This is a genomic window from Variovorax fucosicus, assembly GCF_030316825.1.
In the GTDB taxonomy this organism is placed as follows: Bacteria; Pseudomonadota; Gammaproteobacteria; order Burkholderiales; family Burkholderiaceae_C; genus Variovorax; species Variovorax fucosicus.
The window spans coordinates 357,537-380,102 of the sequence record NZ_JASZYU010000005.1 but is presented as its reverse complement, the minus strand read 5'-3'; the positions used below and the strand labels follow the sequence as shown (position 1 = coordinate 380,102).

Annotated in this window: 22 protein-coding genes; 5 read left to right on the top strand and 17 right to left on the bottom strand. The window is 67.5% G+C overall.

Features of this window, described 5'->3' with window-relative positions; translation table 11 throughout:
- The 4 genes from QTI05_RS26875 to QTI05_RS26860 are packed head-to-tail and all read left to right on the top strand — an operon-like array spanning window position 1 to window position 4,682.
- A complete protein-coding gene (locus QTI05_RS26875) occupies window positions 1–726 on the top strand; it encodes an ABC transporter ATP-binding protein (RefSeq protein ID WP_286539313.1) in 726 nt (241 codons plus the stop codon).
- Window positions 723–2,447 (top strand): tannase/feruloyl esterase family alpha/beta hydrolase, encoded by a 1,725-nt coding sequence (locus tag QTI05_RS26870; protein WP_286621541.1) that lies wholly within the window; start codon window positions 723–725, stop codon window positions 2,445–2,447. Before QTI05_RS26875 ends, QTI05_RS26870 begins: the two co-directional genes overlap by 4 nt.
- Window positions 2,444–4,180 carry an acyl-CoA dehydrogenase family protein gene (locus tag QTI05_RS26865; protein WP_286621538.1) on the top strand — a complete coding sequence of 579 codons (1,737 nt, stop codon included), beginning with the start codon at window positions 2,444–2,446 and terminating at the stop codon, window positions 4,178–4,180. The genes QTI05_RS26870 and QTI05_RS26865 overlap by 4 nt, the downstream gene beginning before the upstream one ends.
- A gap of 28 nt (window positions 4,181–4,208) precedes the next feature.
- Window positions 4,209–4,682, top strand: a complete 474-nt coding sequence (locus QTI05_RS26860; RefSeq protein ID WP_286539318.1) for a MarR family winged helix-turn-helix transcriptional regulator — start codon at window positions 4,209–4,211, stop codon at window positions 4,680–4,682.
- Window positions 4,683–4,700: 18 nt separating this feature from the next.
- Here QTI05_RS26860 and QTI05_RS26855 read toward each other — a convergent pair whose 3' ends face one another.
- The 17 genes from QTI05_RS26855 to QTI05_RS26775 form a co-directional block, all read right to left on the bottom strand.
- The gene (locus QTI05_RS26855; protein ID WP_286621536.1) at window positions 4,701–5,360 is read right to left on the bottom strand and encodes a dihydrofolate reductase family protein; all 660 of its coding nucleotides are present in this window, start codon (window positions 5,358–5,360) and stop codon (window positions 4,701–4,703) included.
- A 20-nt stretch (window positions 5,361–5,380) separates the two neighbouring features.
- On the bottom strand, window positions 5,381–6,136 hold the full coding sequence (locus tag QTI05_RS26850) for an SDR family NAD(P)-dependent oxidoreductase (RefSeq protein WP_286621535.1): 756 nt from the start codon (window positions 6,134–6,136) through the stop codon (window positions 5,381–5,383).
- A 14-nt stretch (window positions 6,137–6,150) separates the two neighbouring features.
- A complete protein-coding gene (locus tag QTI05_RS26845) occupies window positions 6,151–6,912 on the bottom strand; it encodes a sulfite exporter TauE/SafE family protein (RefSeq protein WP_286539322.1) in 762 nt (253 codons plus the stop codon).
- A gap of 50 nt (window positions 6,913–6,962) precedes the next feature.
- The gene (locus QTI05_RS26840) at window positions 6,963–7,415 is read right to left on the bottom strand and encodes a GNAT family N-acetyltransferase (RefSeq protein WP_286539325.1); all 453 of its coding nucleotides are present in this window, start codon (window positions 7,413–7,415) and stop codon (window positions 6,963–6,965) included.
- Window positions 7,412–8,509 (bottom strand): TAXI family TRAP transporter solute-binding subunit, encoded by a 1,098-nt coding sequence (locus QTI05_RS26835; protein WP_286621533.1) that lies wholly within the window; start codon window positions 8,507–8,509, stop codon window positions 7,412–7,414. The genes QTI05_RS26840 and QTI05_RS26835 overlap by 4 nt, the downstream gene beginning before the upstream one ends.
- Window positions 8,510–8,588: 79 nt before the next feature.
- Window positions 8,589–9,347 (bottom strand): hypothetical protein, encoded by a 759-nt coding sequence (locus QTI05_RS26830; RefSeq protein ID WP_286621532.1) that lies wholly within the window; start codon window positions 9,345–9,347, stop codon window positions 8,589–8,591.
- 227 nt (window positions 9,348–9,574) lie between these two features.
- Window positions 9,575–10,408: an alpha/beta hydrolase gene (locus QTI05_RS26825; protein WP_286539329.1), complete on the bottom strand. Its 834-nt coding sequence runs from the start codon at window positions 10,406–10,408 to the stop codon at window positions 9,575–9,577.
- A 67-nt stretch (window positions 10,409–10,475) separates the two neighbouring features.
- Window positions 10,476–10,868, bottom strand: coding sequence for a DUF4189 domain-containing protein (locus QTI05_RS26820; RefSeq protein ID WP_286621531.1), 393 nt, complete (start codon window positions 10,866–10,868; stop codon window positions 10,476–10,478).
- Window positions 10,869–10,981: 113 nt separating this feature from the next.
- Window positions 10,982–12,718, bottom strand: a complete 1,737-nt coding sequence (locus tag QTI05_RS26815; protein ID WP_286621529.1) for a bifunctional protein-serine/threonine kinase/phosphatase — start codon at window positions 12,716–12,718, stop codon at window positions 10,982–10,984.
- Window positions 12,719–12,740: 22 nt separating this feature from the next.
- Window positions 12,741–13,553: a formate/nitrite transporter family protein gene (locus tag QTI05_RS26810; RefSeq protein WP_286621527.1), complete on the bottom strand. Its 813-nt coding sequence runs from the start codon at window positions 13,551–13,553 to the stop codon at window positions 12,741–12,743.
- A gap of 53 nt (window positions 13,554–13,606) precedes the next feature.
- Window positions 13,607–13,948: a nitrite reductase small subunit NirD gene (gene nirD, locus QTI05_RS26805; protein WP_286621525.1), complete on the bottom strand. Its 342-nt coding sequence runs from the start codon at window positions 13,946–13,948 to the stop codon at window positions 13,607–13,609.
- A 19-nt stretch (window positions 13,949–13,967) separates the two neighbouring features.
- Window positions 13,968–16,499 (bottom strand): nitrite reductase large subunit NirB, encoded by a 2,532-nt coding sequence (gene nirB, locus QTI05_RS26800; RefSeq protein ID WP_286621523.1) that lies wholly within the window; start codon window positions 16,497–16,499, stop codon window positions 13,968–13,970.
- Window positions 16,500–16,905: 406 nt separating this feature from the next.
- Window positions 16,906–17,748: an intradiol ring-cleavage dioxygenase gene (locus QTI05_RS26795; RefSeq protein ID WP_286621522.1), complete on the bottom strand. Its 843-nt coding sequence runs from the start codon at window positions 17,746–17,748 to the stop codon at window positions 16,906–16,908.
- 19 nt (window positions 17,749–17,767) lie between these two features.
- Window positions 17,768–18,835: a maleylacetate reductase gene (locus tag QTI05_RS26790; RefSeq protein ID WP_286621521.1), complete on the bottom strand. Its 1,068-nt coding sequence runs from the start codon at window positions 18,833–18,835 to the stop codon at window positions 17,768–17,770.
- Between the two features lie 10 nt (window positions 18,836–18,845).
- Entirely contained in the window at window positions 18,846–20,051 is a 1,206-nt protein-coding gene (locus QTI05_RS26785) for a 3-hydroxybenzoate 6-monooxygenase (RefSeq protein ID WP_286621519.1), read from the bottom strand.
- Window positions 20,048–21,019: an amidohydrolase family protein gene (locus QTI05_RS26780; protein ID WP_286539340.1), complete on the bottom strand. Its 972-nt coding sequence runs from the start codon at window positions 21,017–21,019 to the stop codon at window positions 20,048–20,050. Before QTI05_RS26780 ends, QTI05_RS26785 begins: the two co-directional genes overlap by 4 nt.
- Before the next feature lie 6 nt (window positions 21,020–21,025).
- Window positions 21,026–22,015 (bottom strand): Bug family tripartite tricarboxylate transporter substrate binding protein, encoded by a 990-nt coding sequence (locus QTI05_RS26775; protein ID WP_286621517.1) that lies wholly within the window; start codon window positions 22,013–22,015, stop codon window positions 21,026–21,028.
- Window positions 22,016–22,087: 72 nt separating this feature from the next.
- Here QTI05_RS26775 and QTI05_RS26770 point away from each other — a divergent pair, with 72 nt between their 5' ends.
- Complete coding sequence (locus QTI05_RS26770; protein WP_286539343.1) at window positions 22,088–22,537, top strand: MarR family winged helix-turn-helix transcriptional regulator; 450 nt, start codon at window positions 22,088–22,090, stop codon at window positions 22,535–22,537.
- Window positions 22,538–22,566 lie beyond the last annotated feature (29 nt).

Sequence of the window (22,566 nt, the reverse complement as noted above, 5' to 3'; positions counted from 1 at the left end):
ATGAGCACCCCTCTTTTGCAGATCCGCAACCTGCGCGCCGGCTACGGCCGTGCCGAGGTGTTGCACGGCATCAACCTGCAGGCCGACAAGGGCAGCGTGATCACCGTGATCGGGCCCAACGGCGCCGGCAAGTCCACGCTGCTGAACGCGCTGATGGGCGTGCTGCCCGCCAGCGGAGCGATCGAGTTTCAGGGTCGCGCCATCGGCAGCCTGTCGCTCGAAGAACGCGTGATGCTGGGCATCGCGCTGGTGCCCGAGAAGCGCGAGCTGTTCGGCACCATGCCGGTGGAAGACAACCTGGTGCTGGGCGCGTTCCGCCAGGTGCGGCTGCGCAACCGCCAGTGGCGCGATCAGATCGAACAGGTCTACACGCTGTTTCCGCGCCTGAAGGAGCGCCGCGCCCAACTGGCCGGCACGCTCTCCGGCGGCGAGCGGCAGATGCTGGCGGTCGGCCGCGCGCTGATGTCGCGCCCCACGCTGCTGATGCTCGACGAGCCCAGCCTCGGTCTCGCGCCGCTGGTGGTGCAGGAGATCTTTCGCACCGTGAGCGCGCTGCGCGCGACCGGCGTGACCATCCTGCTGGTCGAGCAGAACGCGCGTGCCGCACTCGAAGTGGCCGACCACGGCTACGTGCTCGAAATGGGCAGCGTGAGCCTCGAAGGCCCGGCGCGCGATCTGGCCGGCGACTCCCGTGTGATCGATACCTACCTGGGGACAAAGAAATGACCAAGACAAAACCCGCCCTGGCCGCCGCGGCGGCACTCGGTTCTGTCGCACTGCTGGCGGCCTGTGTCGGCACCGGCCGCAGCGACGGGCCGCTGCCGCAACTGGCGGCAGCGCGCCCCGGTACCTTGCAGGCCTGCACCGATCTGGCAGCCCGGGCTGCACGCGCCGGTGTCGTCTACACCAGCGTGACGTCTGTGGCCGCGGGCCCGGTGACCGTCGGCAATGCCAGCCAACCTGCGCCGGCGCACTGCCTGGTGCTGGGCAGGATGGCCGAGCGCAAGAGCCCGGTGGACGGCAACACCTATGCCATCGGCTTCGAGATGCGCCTGCCGGTTGCATGGAACGGGCGCTTCTTCTACCAGGCCAACGGCGGCCTCGATGGCGCGGTGGTGCCCGCGATGGGCGGCATCGGCGGCGGTGCTCCGACCACCAGCGCGCTGCAGATGGGCTTTGCGGTGATCAGCTCCGACGCCGGGCATGCCGGCTCGCTCGGCCCGCTCTTCGCCATCGACCCGCAGGCGCGGCTCGACTACGGCTACAACGCGGTCGCCCAGCTCACGCCGATGGCGAAGAACGTCATCGCTCAGGCTTATGGCCGCGGGCCCGATCGCTCCTACATCGGCGGTTGCTCCAACGGCGGCCGGCACGCGATGGTGGCGGCCGCACGCTCGGCCGGCGAGTACGACGGCATCCTGGCCGGCAACCCCGGCTACAACCTGCCGCGCGCTGCCGTGGCGCAGCTCTACGGCGCCCAGCAATATGCAAAGGTGGCGAGCGCGCAGACGCCGGCCGGCCTGCCTGATCTGCAAAGCGCCTTCACGCCCGCCGAACTCACGCTGGTGAGCAACAAGATCGTGGCGCAATGCGATGCGCTCGATGGTCTGGCCGACGGCATCGTGTCGGACGTCAAAGCCTGCCAGGCGCGCTTCAAGCTCGACGCGGCCGTGCCAACCTGCGCCGCCGGCGTGCGTGACGGCAGTTGCCTCAGCGCGCCGCAGAAGACGGCGTTGAACAACGTCTTCGCCGGTGCGCGCAACAGCGCAGGCCGCGGGATCTACAGCAGCTTTCCGTTCGACAGCGGCATCAGCGGCAGCAACTGGCGCGACTGGAAATTCAACAGCTCGCAGACCCGCGACCCCGGCGCGGTCGGCTTCATCTTCACCTCGCCGCCGCTGGCTGCTCGACCCGGTGGCCTGGCGTTTGCACTGGGCTTCGACATGGATCGCGACGCGCCCCTGATCGATGCGACCGATGGCGTCTACCGCGAATCGGCCATGACCTTCATGACGCCACCCGACGCAGCCAACCTCGCCACGCTGCGCAACCGTGGCGCGAAGATGATGGTCTATCACGGCACCAGCGACCCGGTGTTCTCGTCCGACGACACCGCCGCCTGGTACGAGCGGCTGCAGGCCGCCAACGGCGGCAACGCCACGGCCTTTGCGCGCTACTTTCCGGTTCCCGGCATGAACCACTGCTCAGGCGGCCCGGCCACCGACCAGTTCGACATGCTGAGCGCGCTGGTCGGCTGGGTCGAGCGTGGCGAGGCGCCCGCTTCGGTGACGGCCAGCGCACGCGGCGCTGGTTCCAACGCCGCCAATGCCGAGCTGCCGGCCGGCTGGTCTGCCACGCGCACCCGGCCACTCTGCCCCTACCCGCAAGTCGCGCGCTACAAGGGCGGCGACCCGGAACGCGCAACCAGCTTCTCCTGCAGCCCTTGAACTACCAACCCCGCCCCGAAGACCAGCACTTCGTGCTCGACGCGGTGCTCGGCACCACGCCGAAGCTGCGCGCCCTGGCACCTTTCGCCGAGTTCGACGAAGCGCTGCAGGCGCAGTTGCTCGACGAGGCCGGCCGCTTCGTCGGCGAGGTGATTGCACCGCTGAACCGCAGCGGCGACGAGGCCGGCTGCCGCTTCGAGTGCGGCGAAGTCACCTCGCCGCCCGGCTTTGCCGACGCGTATCGCGCGTTCTGGCAGGCCGGCTGGCCGGCGCTGGCCGCGGCACCCGAAGACGGTGGCCAGGGCCTGCCCGCGCTGATGACGGCGATCGTCTCGGAATGGCTCAGTGCCTCCAACCAGGGCTTCAACATGGCGCCCGGCCTGCTGCACGGCGCCTACGAATGCCTGAAGCACCACGGCAGCGACGCGCTTGCGCGCGCGTACCTGCCGAAGATCGCGAGCGGCGAGTGGCTGGCCACGATGTGTCTGACCGAAGCGCACGCGGGCAGCGACCTGGGCCAGGTGCGCACGCGCGCCACCGCGCAGCCCGACGGCAGCTGGCGCGTGAGCGGCAGCAAGATCTTCATTTCGGGCGGCGAGCACGACCTGAGCGACAACATCGTGCATCTGGTGCTGTGCCGCCTGCCCGATGCACCGACGGGCCCCAAGGGCCTCTCGCTGGTGCTCGTGCCCAAGGTGCTGCCCGACGGCACGCGCAACGGGGTGCACTGCGAGCGCATCGAAGAGAAGATGGGCCTGCACGGCAGCCCGACCTGCCAGATGCGGTTCGACGAAGCCGTCGGCTGGCTCATCGGCGAGCCGAACCGTGGCCTGCAGGCGATGTTCGTGATGATGAATTCGGCACGGCTGCACACTGCGCTGCAGGGCATCGGCCTGCTCGATTCGGCCTGGCAGAAGGCCGACGCGTACGCCCGCGAGCGGCGCCAGATGCGTGCGCCGCAAGCGCCCGCAAGCCGCGGCCCGAACGACGCGGCCGACCTGCTGATCGAGCACCCGGCCATGCGCCGCATCCTCGACAGCCAGCGCGCCTGGATCGACGGCGCGCGGGTGCTCGCCTACCGCACCGCCCTGATGCTCGACGTGGCGAAGCACGATGCCGACGGCGCCACGCGGGAACGCGCGCAGCGCTGGTGCGCGCTGATCACGCCAGTGCTCAAGGCGGCCTGCACGCAGCAGGGTTTTCAGGGCGCGAGCGAATGCCTGCAGGTGTTCGGTGGGCATGGCTACGTGCGTGAATGGGGCATCGAGCAGACGGTGCGCGATGCGCGCGTGTCGATGATCTACGAAGGCACCAACGAGATCCAGGCGATCGACCTGCTGGTGCGCAAGGTTCTGCCCGACGGCGGCACGGGCATGGGCAAGCTGCTGGTCGAGCTGCGCGACGAGCTCGAAGCGGCGCGCGACACCGATGCCGACGCGCAGCGCCGGCTGGCGCAGCTGCGCTACCTGACCACCACGGTCGCGATGGCGGCACATGCCAACCCCTCGCTGCCGTACGAGGTGGCCGACGACTACCTGCGCGTGGTGATGCTGACGCTGATGGCCTGGGCCTGGGCGCGCATCGACGTGGCGGCAGCGTCCGCGCCGGAGCCGGCGCGCTGGTCGGTGCCGTCGGCGGCCTTCCGGCGCCACCTGCTCCCGGAGTTCGAGATGCGGCTCGGCATGGTCAAGCGCGCGTGCGAGGCCGTCACGGCGCCCGTCGCGGTAGCCTGAAACGCGCGCTACGGGTTACGCTTGCAACATGGCCATCCAGCGCAGCAGCAGGATCGATCCCCCCACCACCCGCACCGAACGGCTGGACACGCGCGTGCTTGAAACACTGGTCGGCTACAACACCCGCCGCGCCTGGCTCACCATCAGCGCGGTGTTCGCCGAGCGCATGGCGGCCTACGGGCTCAAGCAGGTGGATTTTTCGGTGCTTTCGCTGCTGGCGCACAACCCGGGCGCCACGTCGCGCCAGCTCTGCGCCACGCTCGACATCCTGCCGCCCAACCTGGTGAGCCTGATCGCCGCGATGGACAGCCGCGGCCTGATCGAGCGCCGCCCGCACCCCCACGACGGCCGCGCCGTCGGCCTGCACCTCACGACCGCAGGCAAGAAGCTCGTTCGCGAGGCCGAAGCGGCGGTGGTGCAGCTCGAACTCGATGCGAGCGCCAAGCTGTCGGCGCGCGAGCGCGAGAGCCTGATCAAGCTGCTGCAGAAGCTGTACCTCTGACGTTGCCTCTGGCAGTCGCTATTTTTCTGCGGCTGCCCGCCGCTGCAGAAAGACGTGGGTCGCACGCTCGCCAGCGACATGCCTTGCACATTCGTAGCCCAGGGCATGGGTGTCGATGCCCTGAAAGAGATGCTCCCCCGAACCCAGCAAGACGGGGCGGATGGCGAGGTGCAACTCGTCGATCAGCCCGGCACGCAGGAACTGCCGAACCGTCGACACACCGCCACCCAGGCGAACATCGCGGCCACCCGCTGCGGCGGTCGCCTGCTCCAGCGCGGCGTGAATGCCCTCGGTGACGAAACGGAACTCCGTGCCGCCCGCCATCGTGAGCGGCGCCCGCGGATGGTTCGTCAGCACGAAGACGGGCGTGTGATACGGCGGCTCGTCGCCCCACCAGCCCTTCCAGCTGTCGTCCGGCCACGGACCTCGGACAGGGCCGAACATGTTGCGCCCCAGGATCCAGGCACCAATTCCGGCAAAGCCCTGCTCCGCAATGCCGTTGTCGACGCCCGTCTCTCCGTCGTCCCCGCCGTGCATCTTGCGCCACGCGCGCGTGTGGAAGAACCACTCCATCAGCTCCGGGCCCCTGACGCCGAGCGGGTTCTGGAGATCCTGGTTCGGCCCGGCACCGTAGCCGTCGATGGAAATCGCGAAGCTGCGGACACAAAGTTTCGACATCGGGTTTCTCCTTGCAAAAATCAGGCGTCCCGCACATCCGCCACCGGCTTGCTGCCGAAGTCGGCGCGGTCCAGGTAGGCGAGCACCTTCGCGGCCGCTGTTGCCGGCGAATCCAGCATGCCCTGCGCCTTCAGCTGCACGAAGCGCTCGCGATCCGGGAACGCCTCGGCCGACGTGCCGCGCAGCTGGATCTGCATGTCGGTGTCGATCACGCCCGGCGCGAGCGAAACGATCTTCGCGCCGTTGGGCAACGCGGCCTGCTCCAGCGCCACGGCGCGCGAGAAGTGATCCATGCCGGCCTTGGCTGCACAGTACGGCGCCTGGCTGCCCATCGCGTTGCGGCCCAGGCCCGACGAGATATTGAGCACTTCGCGCCGGCCCGCCCAGTCGCGTGTGGCACCGAGGAAGGCGCCGGCCAGAAGCATCGGCGCTTCAAGCCCCACACGCAGCGCCTGCGCGAGTTCGGCCGCGACGCCGTCGGCCAGCGGACGCGGCTGGCCGATGGTGCCGGCGTTGTTGACGAGCGTGGCGCGCGCGAAGCGCGCAGAGTCGATGGCCTGCAACCAGGCGGTGAGACGGGCTACCGCCGCGACCGGCTCCGACAAGTCCTGCTCCCACTGCTCGAGCGTGGCGCCGGCCGCCTTCGCTTGCTGCAGCAGCGCGGCATCGCTGTGACGCGAGATGCACAGCAGCGTGGCGCCGGGCTGCAGCAGTTGCTGCGCCATGGCGCGGCCCAGGCCGCGCGAGGCGCCGGTGAGAACGGTAAGGCGAGACATGGATGGAAACTCCTTCAGGCAATGAAGCCGTCCCACACCAGCTTGAGCCCGGTCAACAGCATGCCGAGGTACAGCATGCGATAGAACCAGACCGCGCTGATGCGGCGCGCGATGCGCACGCCCGCCCACACCCCCAGCGGTGCCAGCGGCAGCAGCACCAACGAGGTGGCGAGGTGGCGCCAGTCGAGCAGCCCGAGCCAGGCGTACGGTGCCCACTTGCTCAGGTTCAGGATGAAGAAAAAGTACGCCATGGTGGCGGTGAACACCACGGGCGTGAGCTTGATGGGAATGACGTACGCGTTGACCGGCGGCCCACCCGCATGGGCAATGAAGCTGGTGAAGCCCGAGATCGTGGTCAACACGCCGCCGACGATGCGCGACGGCGGTGCGGCGTCGGGCCGCGGCGGCAACAGCAGGCGCTGCGCCAGGAACAGCAGCGTGAAAACACCGACGATGCCGGCCACCGTGTGCGGCGAGAGCAGGCGGAACAGCAGGGTACCGATCAGCGTGCCGACCAGCCCGCAGGGAATCAGGAACATCAGCAGCTTGCGGTCGAAGTCGCGGCGAAAGGCCGCGATGCCGAGCAGGTCCATCAGCAGCAGCACCGGCATCAGGATGGCGGCCGCTTCGGGCACGGTGACGGCCATGGCCATCAGCGGCACGGCCAGCGAGCCGAAGCCGGCGCCGAAACCGCTCTTGCTGACGCCGAGCAGCAGCACGGCCGGCACTGCGGCGGCGTAGAAATGTGGGTCGAGGATCGGGCTGAACGGCGGCAAGCGCGGGATTCTCCCAGAGTTGCTCGCCGCTGGCGATCGGCCGCTTCGTCCTATGAAGGAAGGTACTCGAGCACCTCGTCGTTCGCCGCATTGACCGTGCCAGTGGGCGTCCAGCCCAGATGCCTGTAGAAACCATAGGACCGAACATCGGGGTCGCGCGAGCAGCCGAGAAAGAGCCGCTTGAAACCCAGCCCCCTGAACTCCTCGATCATCAGGTCAAGGAGCGCCTTGCCGATGCCGTGGCCCTCGTACTCCGGCAGCAGCGCGAGGACGGCGATCTCACCCGTGTTTCGCTCGCCGAAGCAATAGCCCGCCAGTTCCCCTTCGACCGTGCTGACGTAGCCGGGCAAGGAGCCGTCACCGATGCTGGTTCGCCAGCTTTCTAGGGTGACGCCGATGGCCTTCAATTGCTCAATCGAGAAGGCGTTCTCTCTCGTCTTGCCTCTCAAGGCGATGCAGCCTGGTGTGTCTTCAGGTGTTGCTCTTCGGTAGATGACATTCATCGCCTGCAAATCCCCAATACCACCTCCTGCTCCGTGCAGGCGCGCGGTGGCGGCAGCGCCGCCTGCGCTGCGGCCGAAGCAGCGACGGCGGATCGGCGGGCGATGCAGGCGCGCATGCGCTTTTCCATCGGTGCGTAGTAGCGCCACCCCTGGCCCAGGGCGGGGAGTTCCAGGCGCACCTGCTTCCATTTGGGATGTCCGTTGGCTTGCAGATTGTCAAAGTTGGTGCACAGGGATTCGGCAAAGCGGCCCAGGTTTCCGACTGTCGACTGCAGTCCGTAGTCGTAGGTGACCAGGTAGGCCTTGACCGTCAGGGTGGGCACGTCGGACTTGAGCCAGGTTGCATAGCTGGTGGCACGTATCGCCGCCGGAAAGTAGGTTTTTTTCGCCCGCGCCGTTTCTGGTGCCGCATCGTCGAGCCGCAGGATCTTGATGTAGTTGCGTGCCTCGGCTTTCATGTCGGAAAACAGCTTGGCAGGCTGGCCGGCGACGATGATGGCGACGTCGATGGACTTGTCGACCGTGAGCTTGGCCAGCGCCTCCTCGTTGGTCAGATACTGCGTGTTGGCAGACGACAGCGCCTCGCCGAACATCAGCTGGTAGAGCGTTCTCGAGGTCAGGGCCGTGCCGCTGCCCAGCGGCCCGACGGCGATCACCTTGTTCTTGATCTCGTGGATGCTGTTCAGTGGCGAATCGGCACGCGCGATGAAATAGATCTCCTCGTCATAGAGCGGCATGATGAGGCGCAGCGGACGGATGATGTTGTCGGCATCGGTGTTGCCGGCCTTCGCCTCGTCGAGGAACGCCTGGTAGACGTCCGACTGCACCAGTGCCAGCTTGACGCCGGGCTCGAAACGCATGCGCTGGACGTTCTCCGCCGAACCCTTCGACTCGAGCACTTCGAGACCGATCCCGGCCGGCTCGGCGACCAATGCGGCCAGGTCCCGCCCGATCTGGATGTAAGTGCCGGTCTTGGATGCCGTGACGATCTTGTACTCGGCCCGGGGGGCTTTGTATTCCGACCGGGGGGCCGCGGCGGCACAGGCGAGGAAGGCCATCCACAATGGCAAGGTCAGCAGGAATCTGGTTGGCATGTTCGCTCCTTGGTGAACCGCCAGGAGATGCCTGGCTCATTTTTTTGTGATGCTCTCTTTTGCGGGGGTCTCTGGTTCTCTATTTCGTCGGGCACAGGGCCAGCGCCGCGAGGGTTTCGCTGCAGCCATTCGCCGCGGCTTGCGCCGTCGGCGCTTCGGGAAGCGCGGGAGACTGGGGAGGCGCAACGGGGGCGGCGGCAGGCGTAGCGGGGGTAACGGGGGCAACCGGCATAGCGGGCGCGACTGGCGTGGCCGCCGTGACCGGCGCGGCGGCGCGGCCCGGCACCGTGGCCTCGGCGCCCAGGTCGGCACGATTCAGGGCGGTCTGCAGGCGCGCCAGGTCGGCCTTCACTGCAGGAAGACCGCCGGTGCTGGCCCTGCTGTCGAGATAGCCCCGCTCCAGCGTCAGATAGGTCAGCTGGCCCACGATCAGCGCCAGCGCAATGCCGATCGCCACGGCGGCCTTGCGTCTGGGCGTGAGCGACCGCGCCGCGCGGTTCGCTTCCTCGCCATCGCGAAGCCCGTCCGCGTTTTGGGGGGCGCCTGCTTGGACGACGCCCACCTCCGCTGGCGTGTCCACGTCGATCGGTTCGGGGAGCTCGATGATTTCCTCCGCATCGGGCTGCACCGTGTTCGCAAAATCGAGAACCATGGGGGCGAAGGTTTTGTCCGCAGCAGGAACCTCGGCCGTGTGCTGGATCGGGGAAGCTGCATCGTCGGCGTCGACCGCGGCGGCCTGATCCTCACCGCAGAACGGGCAAAACCGCTCCCACTCTTGCAAGGTTTCAGCGCAACGCCTGCAAGGTGCCGACAGATCCTTTTTGGCAAGGCTTGCCATGGCTCATGCGCGGGACGAGCCCGCCAACGCTGCGCCCCGATACGACCAGCCTGGCAACTGGCGTTGCACGTCGAAAGGCGAGAGACGGTCTAAACGCATCTTGGGCCTCGGAAGGTTCACAAGGAATATGGAATATTCCCACGCGCCTGCTTTTCTCGCATCAGGCGCCGCCCCAGTGTAAGACGAAAGCTATCAGCGGTGAAGTTGTCGAGTCTCTGGATCAGCGCTCATGCGGCCTTCGGCTCAGGAAGGACTGACGTCAATGCGAAGTCGACGAGATGGAGCCAGGTCGCTTCCAGGCCCATGATGTTGTAGTGGTCGGAGGCCGGGATCGTCTGCACGCTGACGGGCGTTGGCCAGGCAGCGATGAGCTTCTGCGAGCGCTCCGGCAGCACGACGACATCCCGCTCGGCCAGCAGAACCTGGGTTTTTGCTGCGACCTCCTTGCAGTGCGCCAGGGAGTTGAACTGGTGCCGCAGCAACAGGGAAAGTGGAACGAGCGGGAAGCGCTTCTTGGCCACCTCCAGCATCGAGTCGTAGGGCGTGACGAGCTGCAGGCTCGAGAAGTCCTGTCGCGCCACCAGCTGGATTGCCACGCCCGACCCCAGGCTTCGACCGACGACGTGCAGGCGCACGTGCGGAAAGGCCCGGCGCAGGTGATTGGCGAACTGGACTGCGTCCTCCACCGAGGCGATTTCGGAGGGGCGCCCCTGCGAGTCGGCCACGCCGCGATAGTTGACCGCCGCGAACCCGAAGCCTTCCGGGAGCCAGTGCAGCGCCTGGGCGGTGGCGCGCACGTCCTCGCCCCGTCCCGCGAAATAGATGAACAGATCCTGCAGCGCATCTTCCCCCTGGGGGTGATAGACATAGCCGCGCACCATCCCGCCCGGCACCGTGTGGGAGTACGTGGAAAAGTCGTCAGACAAATGAACGACGGGGAGCTTGCGAGCGTTGAACAGGATGTGTCCCTGGCGTGTCGCAAGGAGGGTCCAGTAACCCGCGATGCCGCCAACAGCGGCGGCCGAAGCGGATAGCGCAATGCGGAAGACTTTGGAAGACAAGGGTGGCTCCGGGGAAAGGCCAAGGTGTGTGGCAGCGGCTGGCGCAGAACAGGCTGGTTGGCCGCGTTCACTGCAGTGAGCAGATGCTGACGACGACTTTGCAGGGCTCCGCTGGCAGATGAGTGTCGCACTGGCCGGCAGCCGCCTTGTCCGCAGCGCCCTTTGTGGAGGCGGTGGCCGTGCCCCATTCCCCGTAGTTGCCTTCCGCGAGCGCGCCGCACGATCGATCGAAGTAGGTTCGCACGGCACAGGTGCCTGGGCGGCCTGCAACGCGATCGCACTGGGCCAGTGCCGCAACCTCGGCCGCGGCGCGCGATGGGTAGTGGGACGAGTAGCCATACCAGCGGTTCATGGAGGCAATCGCGCCCCAGCTCGGCCCTTGGCCGGGGGCCGCACGGGCCGGTTCGACAGCGATGCCTGCCAGGCCGCAACACAACAACAGTGCGAGCGTGCCTGGCATGCGGTGGGTTCGTGATGGAAAGCTCATATCGAAGAGGCAGCGATGCATCCGTGCGACCTTGACGGACGACTGCTCCTGCCCTCATTCTGCCCGTCGCGGGCCTGGCCGCAGGCTCAATGCCCGACGATGCGCAGACCCAGCAGGATGAGCACGACTACGGCCAGCAGCACTGTCGTGCACTGCCAGAAGCGCACCGGATGCCGCTCGATCAGCGGCGGCGGCCGCGCACGAAGGAACTCCTGTCCTGGCGCTTTGAGGTCGTGTGCGAATTCGGACACTGCTTCCTGCCGTTTCGCCGGGTTGGGGTGCAGCGCCTTTTGCAGCACCGCATCGACCCAGGCAGGCAGATCGGGGCGGAAATGGCGAGCCGGCACGTAGCGCAGTCGGTTCGCGTCGGCGGACGATCGAATCCGGGAAACCTGCAGGCCGTAAGGCAACTGGCCCGTGAGCATCTGGTACGCAATCACGGCCAGCGAGAACAGATCGGAACGGGCGCTGCCGCCGTGGCCAACGAAGTATTCCGGCGCGGTGTACTGCAACGTGCCGGCGATGGCGAGCGCACGGCTGTCGCGTGCGCTGTCGGCCAGGCCCGCCACATGTGCGGATGCGAGATCGATGATCTTGACGGTGCCGGTACGGTCGATCATCACGTTCTCGGGCCGAACGTCCTGGTGCAGCATCTCCCGGCCATGAAGCGCCTGCAGCCCCTTGGCCAACTGCTCGACGATGCCGCGCACGCTGGCCAGCGTCGGGCTGGGGTGGTCGACCAGCCACTGCGCCAGGGTCTGCCCATCGACGTACTCCATGGCGACATACAGGTGGCCGCGCACCCGGTCGATGGTGCTGGCCTTGAGGACATGGATGCTGTCGATGCGGCGCGCCACCCATTCCTCGAGAACGAAGCGGTCGAGATAGTCCGTGTCGTCGCGCAGGTCGACGGAAGGAAGCTTCAGCACCACCTGCTGCCCGGTAGCGTCGTCCACCGCCAGGTGCACGTGGCTGCGCGAACTCACATGAAGTTCGCGCACGAGGGTGAAGCCTTCGAAGCTTGCCCGCGGCGCCAGCGGCGGCGGTATCGCCAAGCCCTCCCGCTGAAGTTGCAGCTGCGCCGTGTCGACCGCCGGGAGTTCGTCGATGCGCAGCAGCTGGACAGTGGCGTCGTCGTCACCGCCTTTCGCCTGTGTTGCCGTCGCGAGCAGTCGCGCGGCTTCTTCGAAGTCGCCACCGCAGCGGTCGAGCGCGTCGTGCACCGCTTGCGCGTCCAGGTGCGCGTACGCACCGTCGGTGGCCAGCAGGTAGACCTCGCCGACTTCCGCTTCCCAGCAGCGGTAGTCGATCTCCACGTTGGGGCCTGCGCCCAGCGCGCGTCCCAGGTACGACTCGGCCGACGACAGGTGAACGCGATGGTCTTCCGTGAGCTGCTCCAGCGCGGTGGCGTGCAGCCGATAGATGCGCGCGTCGCCGACGTGCAGCAGGTGCACGTCGCGGCCCTTGAGGATCAGCGCGCTGAAGGTGCAGACGTAGCCGCTGTCCTTGTCGAAGCGCGCGTCGCTGCGCATCGTCTGCGCGTGCAGCCACGAATTGGTGGCACTCAGCACCCGCTGTGCCGAGCGGCGCACCGACCAGGCGTCGGACGTCGCGTAGTAGTCGTCGAGGAAGCCGCGCACTGCCGCTGCACTGGCCACCTGGCTGACGCGGCTGGAGCCGATGCCGTCGGCAATGGCCACCGCGACGCCCTTGGAGAGCCGCAGCGAGCCCTCGGGCAGCATCGCGCCGTGGAAGTCCTGGTTCACCGACTTGGGCCCGGCCAGCGAGTGCTGGCCGAGCGTCACGCGCAGTGCCTTCCGCATGAGGGCAGCGATGCGAGGCCGCTCAGCTCAGGGCGCGCTTGGGCGCCGTCTTGTAGTGGGTCGAGTACAGGGTCAGGCCGACGAAGGTCAGGCCGCCGACCAGGTTGCCCACCACCGTGGGGAGCTCGTTCCAGATGAAGTAGTCCATGAGCGTGAACTTGCCCCCCAGCATCAGGCCGGTGGGGAACAGGAACATGTTGACGATCGAGTGTTCGAAGCCCATGTAGAAGAAGATCATGACGGGCATCCACATGCCGATCGCCTTGCCGGACACGGTGGTCGACATCATCGCGGCGACCACGCCGGTGGACACCATCCAGTTGCACATCACACCGCGGATGAACAGCGTGAGCATGCCGGAAGCGCCGTGCGCGGCATAGCCCACCGTGCGGGATTCGCCGATGCCGCCGAGCTTCTGGCCGACCAGATTGGGCGCTTCGCTGAAACCGAAGGTGAAGATGATCGCCATGAACACCGCGACCGTCAGCGCGCCAGCGAAGTTGCCGACGAACACCAGGCTCCAGTTGCGCATGACGCCGGCCCAGGTCGCGCCGGGGCGCTTGTCCAGCACGGCCAGCGGCACCAGCGTGAAGACGCCGGTCAGCAGGTCGAAGCCGAGCAGGTACAGCATGATGAAGCCGACCGGAAAGAGCATCGCGCCGACCAGCGCGTTGCCGGTGTTGACGGTAACGGTGACGGCGAAAGCCGCCGCCAGTGCCAGGATGGCGCCCGCCATGTAGGAGCGGATCAAGGTGTCGCGGGTGGACATCAGCAGCTTGGATTCACCGGCGTCGACCATCTTGGTCACGAACTCGGAAGGGGCTAGATAGGCCATGGGATTCCTTGGAAACTGTAGGAAGAAATGAAACCGGGAAAAGGGCGCGCGCTTCAGGCCAGAGCGACTTGCACGCGGCCTTCCTGGACGCGCACGGCATGGGCCCGCACCGAGTGCTCCGGCGATTCGAGGCATTCGCCGTTGCGCAGGTCGAAGTGGTTCTTGTAGAGCGGCGAGGCGACGACGATCCGGTCGCCCAGGCTGCCGACCAGCCCGCGCGACAGCACGCTGGCCTGCGCCTTCGGGTCGATGTTGTCGATGGCGAAGAACTGCCGGGCCTGGGCCACATGGAAGATCGCGACATGCACGCCCTCGACCAGGGCGCACACGCCGGTGTCGGGCAGGATGTCGCTGGCGGCGCACACGGCCGTCCAGTGAAGGGTTTCGGTGGTCATGGTGGATGTCCTCGGGTGTTCAGGCGGTGGCGACGTCATCGGCGGCTTCGGCGCGTTCTTCGGCGCGGGCGGGGCGGATCTGGCCGCGCTCCTGCACGAACACGATGTGCTCGTCCGGCTTCTCGCTGTTGACGAAGGAGCGGAAGCGCTGGCGCGTCGCCGGGTCGTTCACGGCGGTCTTCCATTCGCACTGGTAGGTTTCGACCACGTGCTGCATCTGGGCTTCGAGTTCGGCAGCGAGTCCCAGGCTGTCCTGGACCAGCACGTCCTTCAGGTAGTCCAGGCCGCCCTCGAGGTTCTCGCGCCAGGTGCTGGTGCGCTGCAGGCGGTCGGCGGTGCGCACGTAGAACATCAGGAAGCGGTCGATCAGCTGGATCAGTGCGGCCTTGGTGAGGTCGGTGGCGATCAGCTCGGCGTGGCGCGGCTTCATGCCGCCGTTGCCGCACACATAGAGGTTCCAGCCGCGCTCGGTGGCGATGATGCCGACGTCCTTGCCTTGCGCTTCGGCGCATTCGCGGGTGCAGCCCGAGACGCCGAACTTGATCTTGTGGGGTGCGCGCAAGCCCTTGTAGCGGTTCTCCAGCTCGACGGCCAGGCCCACGCTGTCGTCGACGCCGTAGCGGCACCAGGTCGAGCCGACGCAGCTCTTCACCGTGCGCAGCGACTTGCCGTAGGCGTGGCCGGATTCGAAGCCGGCGGCGATCAGTTCTTCCCAGATCAGGGGCAACTGCTCGACGCGCGCGCCGAACATGTCCACGCGGGCGCCGCCGGTGATCTTGGTGTAGAGGCCGTACTTCTTCGCCACCTGGCCCACGGCGATCAGCCCCTCGGGCGTGACCTCGCCGCCGGGCATGCGCGGCACGACCGAGTAGGTGCCGTCCTTCTGGATGTTGCCCAGGAAGTAGTCGTTGCTGTCCTGCAGGCTCGCGAGGTTTTTCTGGAGGACGAACTCGTTCCAGCACGACGCGAAGATGCTGGCGGCCGTGGGCTTGCAGATGTCGCAACCCAGGCCCTTGCCATGCCGGGCCAGCAGGTCGTCGAAGCTGCGGATCTCGCCAACGCGCACCAGGTGGTACAGCTCCTGGCGCGAGTACGCGAAGTGCTCGCAGAGGTGGTTGTTGACCGCCATGCCACGCTTGGCCATCTCCATCTTCATGACCTGGGTGACCAGGGGAACGCAGCCGCCGCAGGTGGCGCCGGCCTTGGTGCAGGCCTTCAGTTCCGCGATGGTGCAGGCGCCCTCGCCGACCGCGGCGCAGATCTTCCCCTTGCTGACGTCGTTGCACGAGCAGATCTGGGCGCTGTCGGGCAGTGCCTCCACGCCGAGGCCCGGCTTGGCCTTGCCGTCGCTCGACGGCAGGATCAGGAACTCAGGATCGGCGGGCAGCGTGATGCCGTTGAGCGCCAGCTGCAGCAGGGTGCCGTACTCGGCCGCATCGCCGACGAGCACCGCGCCCAGCAGCTGCTTGCCGTCTTCGCTGACCACGATCTTCTTGTAGATCTGCTTGTGCTCGTTGACATATTGATAGGAGCGCGCCTTCGGCGTCTTGCCGTGCGCGTCGCCGATGCTGGCCACGTCCACGCCCATCAGCTTGAGCTTGGTGCTCATGTCGGCGCCGGTGAAGGCGGCGTCATCCTGCCCGGCGATGTGCCGGGCGGCCACGCGCGCCATGTCGTAGCCGGGCGCGACGAGACCGAAGGTCTGGTCGTTCCACGAGGCGCATTCGCCGATCGCATAGACGTTGCGATCGCTCGTGCGGCAGTGGCTGTCGACCGCCACGCCGCCGCGCGGGCCGAGCGCCAGCACGCTTTGGCGCGCCAGTTCGTCACGGGGACGGATGCCGGCGGAGAACACGATCATGTCGGTCTCCAGATGCGTGCCGTCGGCGAAGACCATGCGGTGCCGCGCAGTCGCACCATCGGTGATCTCCACCGTGTTGCGGCCGGTGTGCACATGCAGGCCCAGCGCCTCGATGCTGTTGCGCAGCGCCCGCCCTCCGCCTTCGTCGACCTGCACGGCCATCAGCCGCGGCGCGAACTCCACCACATGGGTTTCGAGGCCCATGTCGCGCAGGGCCTTGGCGCACTCCAGGCCCAGCAGGCCACCGCCGACGACCACACCGGTCTTGGAGCGGGCGCCGCACTCTTTCATGGCTTCGAGATCCTCGATCGTGCGATAGACGAAGCAGTTCGGCCGGTCGCGGCCCGGCACCGGCGGCACGAATGGCACGGAACCGGTGGCCAGCACCAGCTTGTCGTAAGGCACCACTTCGCCGTCGGCCGTCGTGATGGTGTTGTTGCGCCGCTCGACCGCAACCGCCCTGGCGGCCAGGCGCAACGTGAAGCCGGTGCGCTCGAAGAAGCCCGGCTCGACCAGCGACAGGTCTTCAGCGGTCTTGCCGGCGAAGAATTCGGACAGGTGCACCCGGTCGTAGGCCGGGCGAGGCTCCTCGCACAGCACCGTGACCTCTGCCTGCGCGACGCCGAGCTCGTGGAGTTGCTCGAGAAACTTGTGGCCCACCATGCCGTGGCCAATTACTGCGATTTTCATGTTGGATTTCCTGCACACAACCGGTCCCGTGAGGGTGCAGGCCACTGGAACCGCAGTCTGATCAGACAACGGCAGTGGGCCCCCGCATGGAAACGGATGTGAATCGGGTTGGAGCAGACGAACTGGCAGCGTCATCGCTTTCGGTTCGCTCGGATCTCGCCGTCATTAGCGGAGGCTCTGTGAAATCCGCGGCAACGATGCCGACGGATCACTCGATGAGATGCAGCAATATCCGTGCCACTCGCAATGCGGCCTGCGAGGCGGTATTGGGATGGTTTCGCACCGAAACCGATCGCGCGCAGTCGGGCGCGATCGCGTTTGGCGCGGTCGGGGCGCACGGTCGCCCGATTTGGTGCGTGCTACGGCCTGAATCTCCGGCGCCGCGCGGCGCCAGGCGGCAGCGCCTTCAGCTCCCTCTGGGCCTGGATCGATTCAGCACGAAGTCGTAGTCGAGCCGGTGCGTGCCGTCGGCCTGCGCCACCCAGTCCGCCACCAGCGACTGGCGCACGCCGAACACGGCATCGGAATCCAGCCACTGGTCGCCGTCGCGGAACACGTGGGTGATGAGCGGCTCGTAGCCGGCGGCCTCGATCTTGAAGTGCAGGTGCGCCGGCCGCCACGGATGGCGGGCGGTGGCTTCGAGCAGCGCGCCCACCGGCCCGTCGGTCGGGATCGGATACGCCTCGGCCACGATGGTCTTGAAGTGGAAGCCCCCGTCCGCGCCCGAGCGCAGCGTCCCGCGGCCCTGCGGGTGGTCGAGGCCCGCATGCTGCACGTCGTAGTGGCCGCCCGAGTCGGCCTGCCACACGTCGATCACCGCGCCCGCGATCGGCTCGCCGCCGATGCCGCGCACCGTGCAACGCACCTCGCACGGTTCACCGCTCGCGCCGTTGGCCACGTCGTCGCCGTGCTCGTAGTGCGGTGCGCCTTCCACGAAGAACGGGCCGAACACGGTGGCCTCGGTGCAGCCTGCGGGCTTGTCGTTGTTCATGGCCACGGTCAGCATCGAGAGGCCCAGCACGTCGCTCAGCAGGATGAACTCCTGCCGCTTGTCGTCGCACTTCTGGCCAGTGGCCGTGAGAAAGGCAATGCCCTGCGCCCACTCGGCCTCGGTGAGCTTCACCTCGCGCGCAAAGTCGTGCAGGTGCGTGACCAGGCTGGTCATGATCTGCTTCAGGCGTGGGTCGGGCGTGTTGGCGAAGCGTTCGATCGCCTCGGGCGTGATGGTGTGCTGGTTCAGGTTGCGCATGGGTTCGTGCTCTCGTGGGTCATTGCGGGCGCACGCCTTCGAAGGCGTCGCGCAGCAGGGCGTGCAGTGCCTCGCGCTCGAGCGGCCGCGGGTTGGGGTATGGCGTTTGCAGCGCGATGGCGAGCGCGGGCTCGATGTCCGCCGCCTGCAAGCCGATGTCGCGCAGCGCAGTGGGTGCGCCATGGTCGCGAGCCAGGTCGAAGGCGGCCTGCGCGGCGCTCGTGCCGGGCGATGCACCGAGCGCCTGCGCGATCGCGCGCATCGCCTCGGGTGCGGCCGACGCGTTGTAGGCCAGTGCATGGGGCAGCACGATGGTGTGGGTTTCGGCATGCGGCAAATTGAAGCTGCCGCCCAGCGTGTGGCACAGCTTGTGGTGCAGCGCCATGCCGACATTGCCGAGCACCGTGCCGCAGAGCCATGCGCCGTAGAGCGCGTCGCTGCGCGCATCGATGTCGTCCGCCTTCGATTGGAGGGCCGGCAGCGAGCGGGCGATGGCGCGAATGCCCTCCCGGGCCATGAGGCTCATGACCGGATTCGCGTCCATTGCATAGAGCCCCTCGGCAGCGTGCGCGATGGCATTGATGCCGCTGGTGACGCTCGTTCGCAGCGGCAGGCCGAGCGTGAGTTCCGGGTCGTACAGCACCGTCTTCGGCAGCACGCGCGCGTCGCGGCCGGTCTTCTTCAGGCCGCCTTCGGTGAGGCCGTAGATCGGCGTCATCTCGCTGCCGGCGTAGGTGGTCGGGATGGCCACGATCGGCAGGCCCGAATCGAGCGCGATCGCCTTGCCAAGGCCGGTGGTCGAGCCACCGCCCACCGCCACGGCGCAATCGGCACCGAGCTGGCGCGCCACCTCCCGCGCCTCGCGCGCGGTTTCGATCGGCACATGCATCACGGCCCGGTCGAACACGCCGGCCGCGCGCGCACCGAGCAGGCCGGCCACGCGCTCGGCCAGCGCGCGCTGCCCGGGCGTGCTGAGCACCAGCGCGCGCTTGGCGCCCAGCGCCTCGATCTCGGCGCCGAGCTGCGCGAGCGAACCCGCACCGAACACCACGCGGGCCGGCTGCGCGACGTAGACGAACCGCTTCATGCCGCGCCGGTCAATCCAGTGCCAGGCACTTTTCGGCCGTCCAGCCGTAGAGCCAGTCGAGCGCGTCGTAGAAGCGCTCCTGCTCGCGGCCCTTCCACATGTCGTTGCGCACCAGCCGCTCCACGCCCTTGGCGTGGTAGATGCGCCCCATCTCGCGCGCCGACAGCACCACGCGGGCGGTGCGGGCCACGCGCGACTTCTCGTAGAGCGCGAGGGCGCGTGGCCAGTCGCCGCCTTCATGGCGCAGGGCACGCGCCAGCGTGACGGCGTCTTCGCAGGCGGTGCAGGCGCCCTGCGCCAGGTACTGCACCATCGGGTGCGCGGCGTCGCCGAGCAGGGTCGCGCGGCCGAAGGTCCATTGCTCGATCGGGTCGCGGTCGGCCGTCGACCAGCGCTTCCAGGCCTTGGGGATGCGCAGGATCTGCTGCACCTGCTCGCAGGTCGCGCGGAAGTAGCGCTGCACCTCGGCCGGATCGCCGTCCATCGAGCCCCACTCTTCCGCGTGGTCGCTGTGGAAGGTCACGGCCAGGTTGAACTTGTCGCCGCCCTTCAGCGGGTAGTGCACCAGGTGGCAGTTGGGCCCGACCCAGATGCAGGGTGCGGTGAAGCGCAGCGCCTCGGGGAACTCCGTCGTGTCGATCACCGCGCGGAACACCACGTGGCCCGACACGCGGATGCTGTCGCCCACGTACTGCTGGCGCACCGCCGAGCGCACGCCGTCGCAGCCGATCACGGCCTGGCCCTCGTGCTGGCCGCCCTTCGCATCGGTGAGCGTCACGCCGTTGTCGTCCTGCTCGACGTGGACGATCTTGGTGGAGGTCAGGAACTCGATGCCCTCGGTGGTCGCCTGCACACCCTCGAACAGCGCGCCATGGATGTCGGCGCGATGGATCACCGCATAGGGGTTGCCGAAGCGCTCGCGAAAGCCGTCGCCGAGCGAGATGCTGGCCACGCGCTTCGCATCGATCGCGTCGAACATGACCATCTCTTCGGTGTAGACCGCCTTGGCGCGCAGGTTGGCACCGACACCCAGCGCATCGCAGGCCGCGAAGGCGTTGGGGCTGAGCTGGATGCCGGCGCCGATCTCGCCGATCTGCGCCGACTGCTCGATCACCTTGACGTTGTAGCCCTCGCGCACGAGGGCCAGCGCCGCGGCCAGGCCGCCGATGCCACCACCCGCGACAAGCACGGGACGCTTGTCCTGTACGGCGCTCATGGCAGACCAAACAGCTTGCGCGCGTTGCCGCGCCCGATCTTCTGGCGGTCGTTCTCGCTGATCTCGCAGCGGTCGAACCAGCGGGCGGCGTCCTCGTGCTTCTCGAACGGGTAGTCGACCGAGTACATGATCCGGTCGCTGCCCACCTCGAGCATGGTCGACAGCAGCGTCGGCGTGCGGAAGTTGCCGCTGGTGGTGATGTGCACGTTGCTGCGCAGGTAGTCGCCGATCTCCTTTTCGCAGGGCATGCCGCGGCGGCCCTTGCGCAGGATGTGGTCGACGCGCCAGATGTTGAACGGCAGGCCTTCGCCGAAGTGGCCGAGGATCATCTGCAGTTCGGGGTGCCGGTCGAACAGGCCGCTCGACAGGAGCCGCAGCGCGTGGATGCTGGTTTCCACCGCGAACGCCCAGGTCGGCCCGGTGAGCCAGTGGGCGCCGTCGTAGATCGGTTCGCGGCTCGCGAGCGGGTCGCGCGGGTGCATATAGAACGGCTTGCCGAGCGCTGCGGCAGTCTTCCAGAAGTCGGCGAAGCGAGGGTCGTCGTAGTAGACGACGGTGTTCTCGTCGCCGACCTGCGAGAAGCCGTTGACGAGGAAGCCGTGGAAGCCCAGCTGCTTCACGCAGCGCTCCAGTTCCTTCGCGGCGGCATCGGGATCCTGCATCGGCAGCGCCGCGAAGCCGCCGAAGCGCGCGGGGTGCCGCTTCACCTGCTCGGCCAGGATGTCGTTGGCGCGCTGCGCCACCTCGATGGCGCGCTTCGCATCGGGAATGGCCTGCACCGCCGGCGAGTTGAGCGAGAGGATCGAGAACTCGGTGCCCCAGGCGTCCATCTGCTCGAGCCGCTGCTGCTCGAAGTCGAGCAGGTTGCTCTTGAGGCCCGCCCATACCTCGGGCCGCGCGTACACCTGCGAGTCGCCGATGGTCAGGTCGATGGCGAAGTGCTCTTCGAGTGCGATCTTGTTTTTCATGAAGTCTTATTCCGGTTTGATGTTCAGCTTGTCGAGCACGCCCTGCCAGGTCTTGCGGTCGTCGTCGATGTATTTGGCGAGTTGTTCCGGCGTACCGGGCCGCGGGTAGGTGCCGAGCTCGCGCGACTTGGCGACCACGTCGGGCAGCAGCAGCGCCTCGCCGATGTCCTTGTTGAGCTTGGCGAGGATGGCCGGGTCGACACCCTTCTTCGCGATCACCGCGAACCAGCCGAACGCCACCGCACCCGGCACCGTGTTCTTTGCCAGCGGGAAGGATTCGAGCCCGGGCTCGACGCGGTCGCTCATCGAGGCCAGCACGCGCATCTTGCCGGCCTGCACGTTGCCCGCGACCACGTTGTAGGTCTCGACCATCATCTTGGTCTGGCCACCCAGCGTGGCCTGCATCGCCTGCGCGCCGCCCGGGTAATGCACCTCGAGGAACTGCGCGCCCGAATTGAGGCCAAGCAGCGCCGAAGCCAGGTGCGGCGCCGTGCCGCGGCCGTTGTCGGCCACCTCGATGCCTTGCGGCCTGGCCTTGGCGGCAGCGATGAATTCGGCCAGCGTCTTGTAGGGCGAATCGCCCGGCACCGCGAGCATGAACGGCGCCACGGCCGCCAGCGTGACCGGCACGAAGTCGCGGTTGAAGTCGTAGGTCACGCCCTTGATGGTGCTGGGCGCGACCGAGATCGCGGAGCCCTGCACGAAGCCGAAGGTGGTGCCGTCGTTCGGCGCGGTCAGGATCGTGTTCATGCCGATCACGCCGCTGCCGCCGGGCTTGTTGTCGACGATCACCGACTGGCCCCACTTCTCGGTGAGCTTGACGCCGACGAAGCGAATCAGCACGTCGGGGGCAGACCCGGCCGGGAATGGCACCACGAAGCGCACCGGCTGGCCCGGCCACTTGACGGCCGCGCCCTGCGCATGCGCACCCGGCACCGCCACGACCATCGATACCGCCAGTGCAAGCAGCGACCGGCGAAAGCTCATACGATCCATGAAGGTCTCCTTTTTATTTGACAAATCAAACAAGTCGGCGGACTATATACTTGAATTAGCAAGCATTTCTAGATGAAAACCCTAGTCCAAGATCACGACCTCGAGAAGGCGATTCCGTTCCTGGTGGCGCGCGCCGGCGCGCGCATGGGCAATGCGTTCTCGAAGGCGCTGAAGCCGTACGGTTTGAGCCTGTCGGAATGGCGCGTGTGTGCCTCGCTGCAGCACACGCCGAACCAGACGCTCTCGGAACTCTCGGTGCATGCGTCGGCCGATATTTCGGCGCTGTCGCGCATCGTGGATCGGCTGGCGGCAGCGGATCTGGTGCAGCGCGAAAAATGCGGCAGCGACGGCCGCGCGGTACGCATTGCGCTGACTCCGCTCGGCCTCGACCTCACGCAGGAGATCATTCCGCTGGCCCAGCACTACGAGGCCGTGGCGCTGTCGGATTTCAGCGTGGCCGAAGTGAAGACACTGCGTGCGTTGCTGCTGCGGCTCTATGCCAACGCCACGCCGCTGGCCTGACGCGGCTCCTGCGGTCTTGCGTCCAGTGT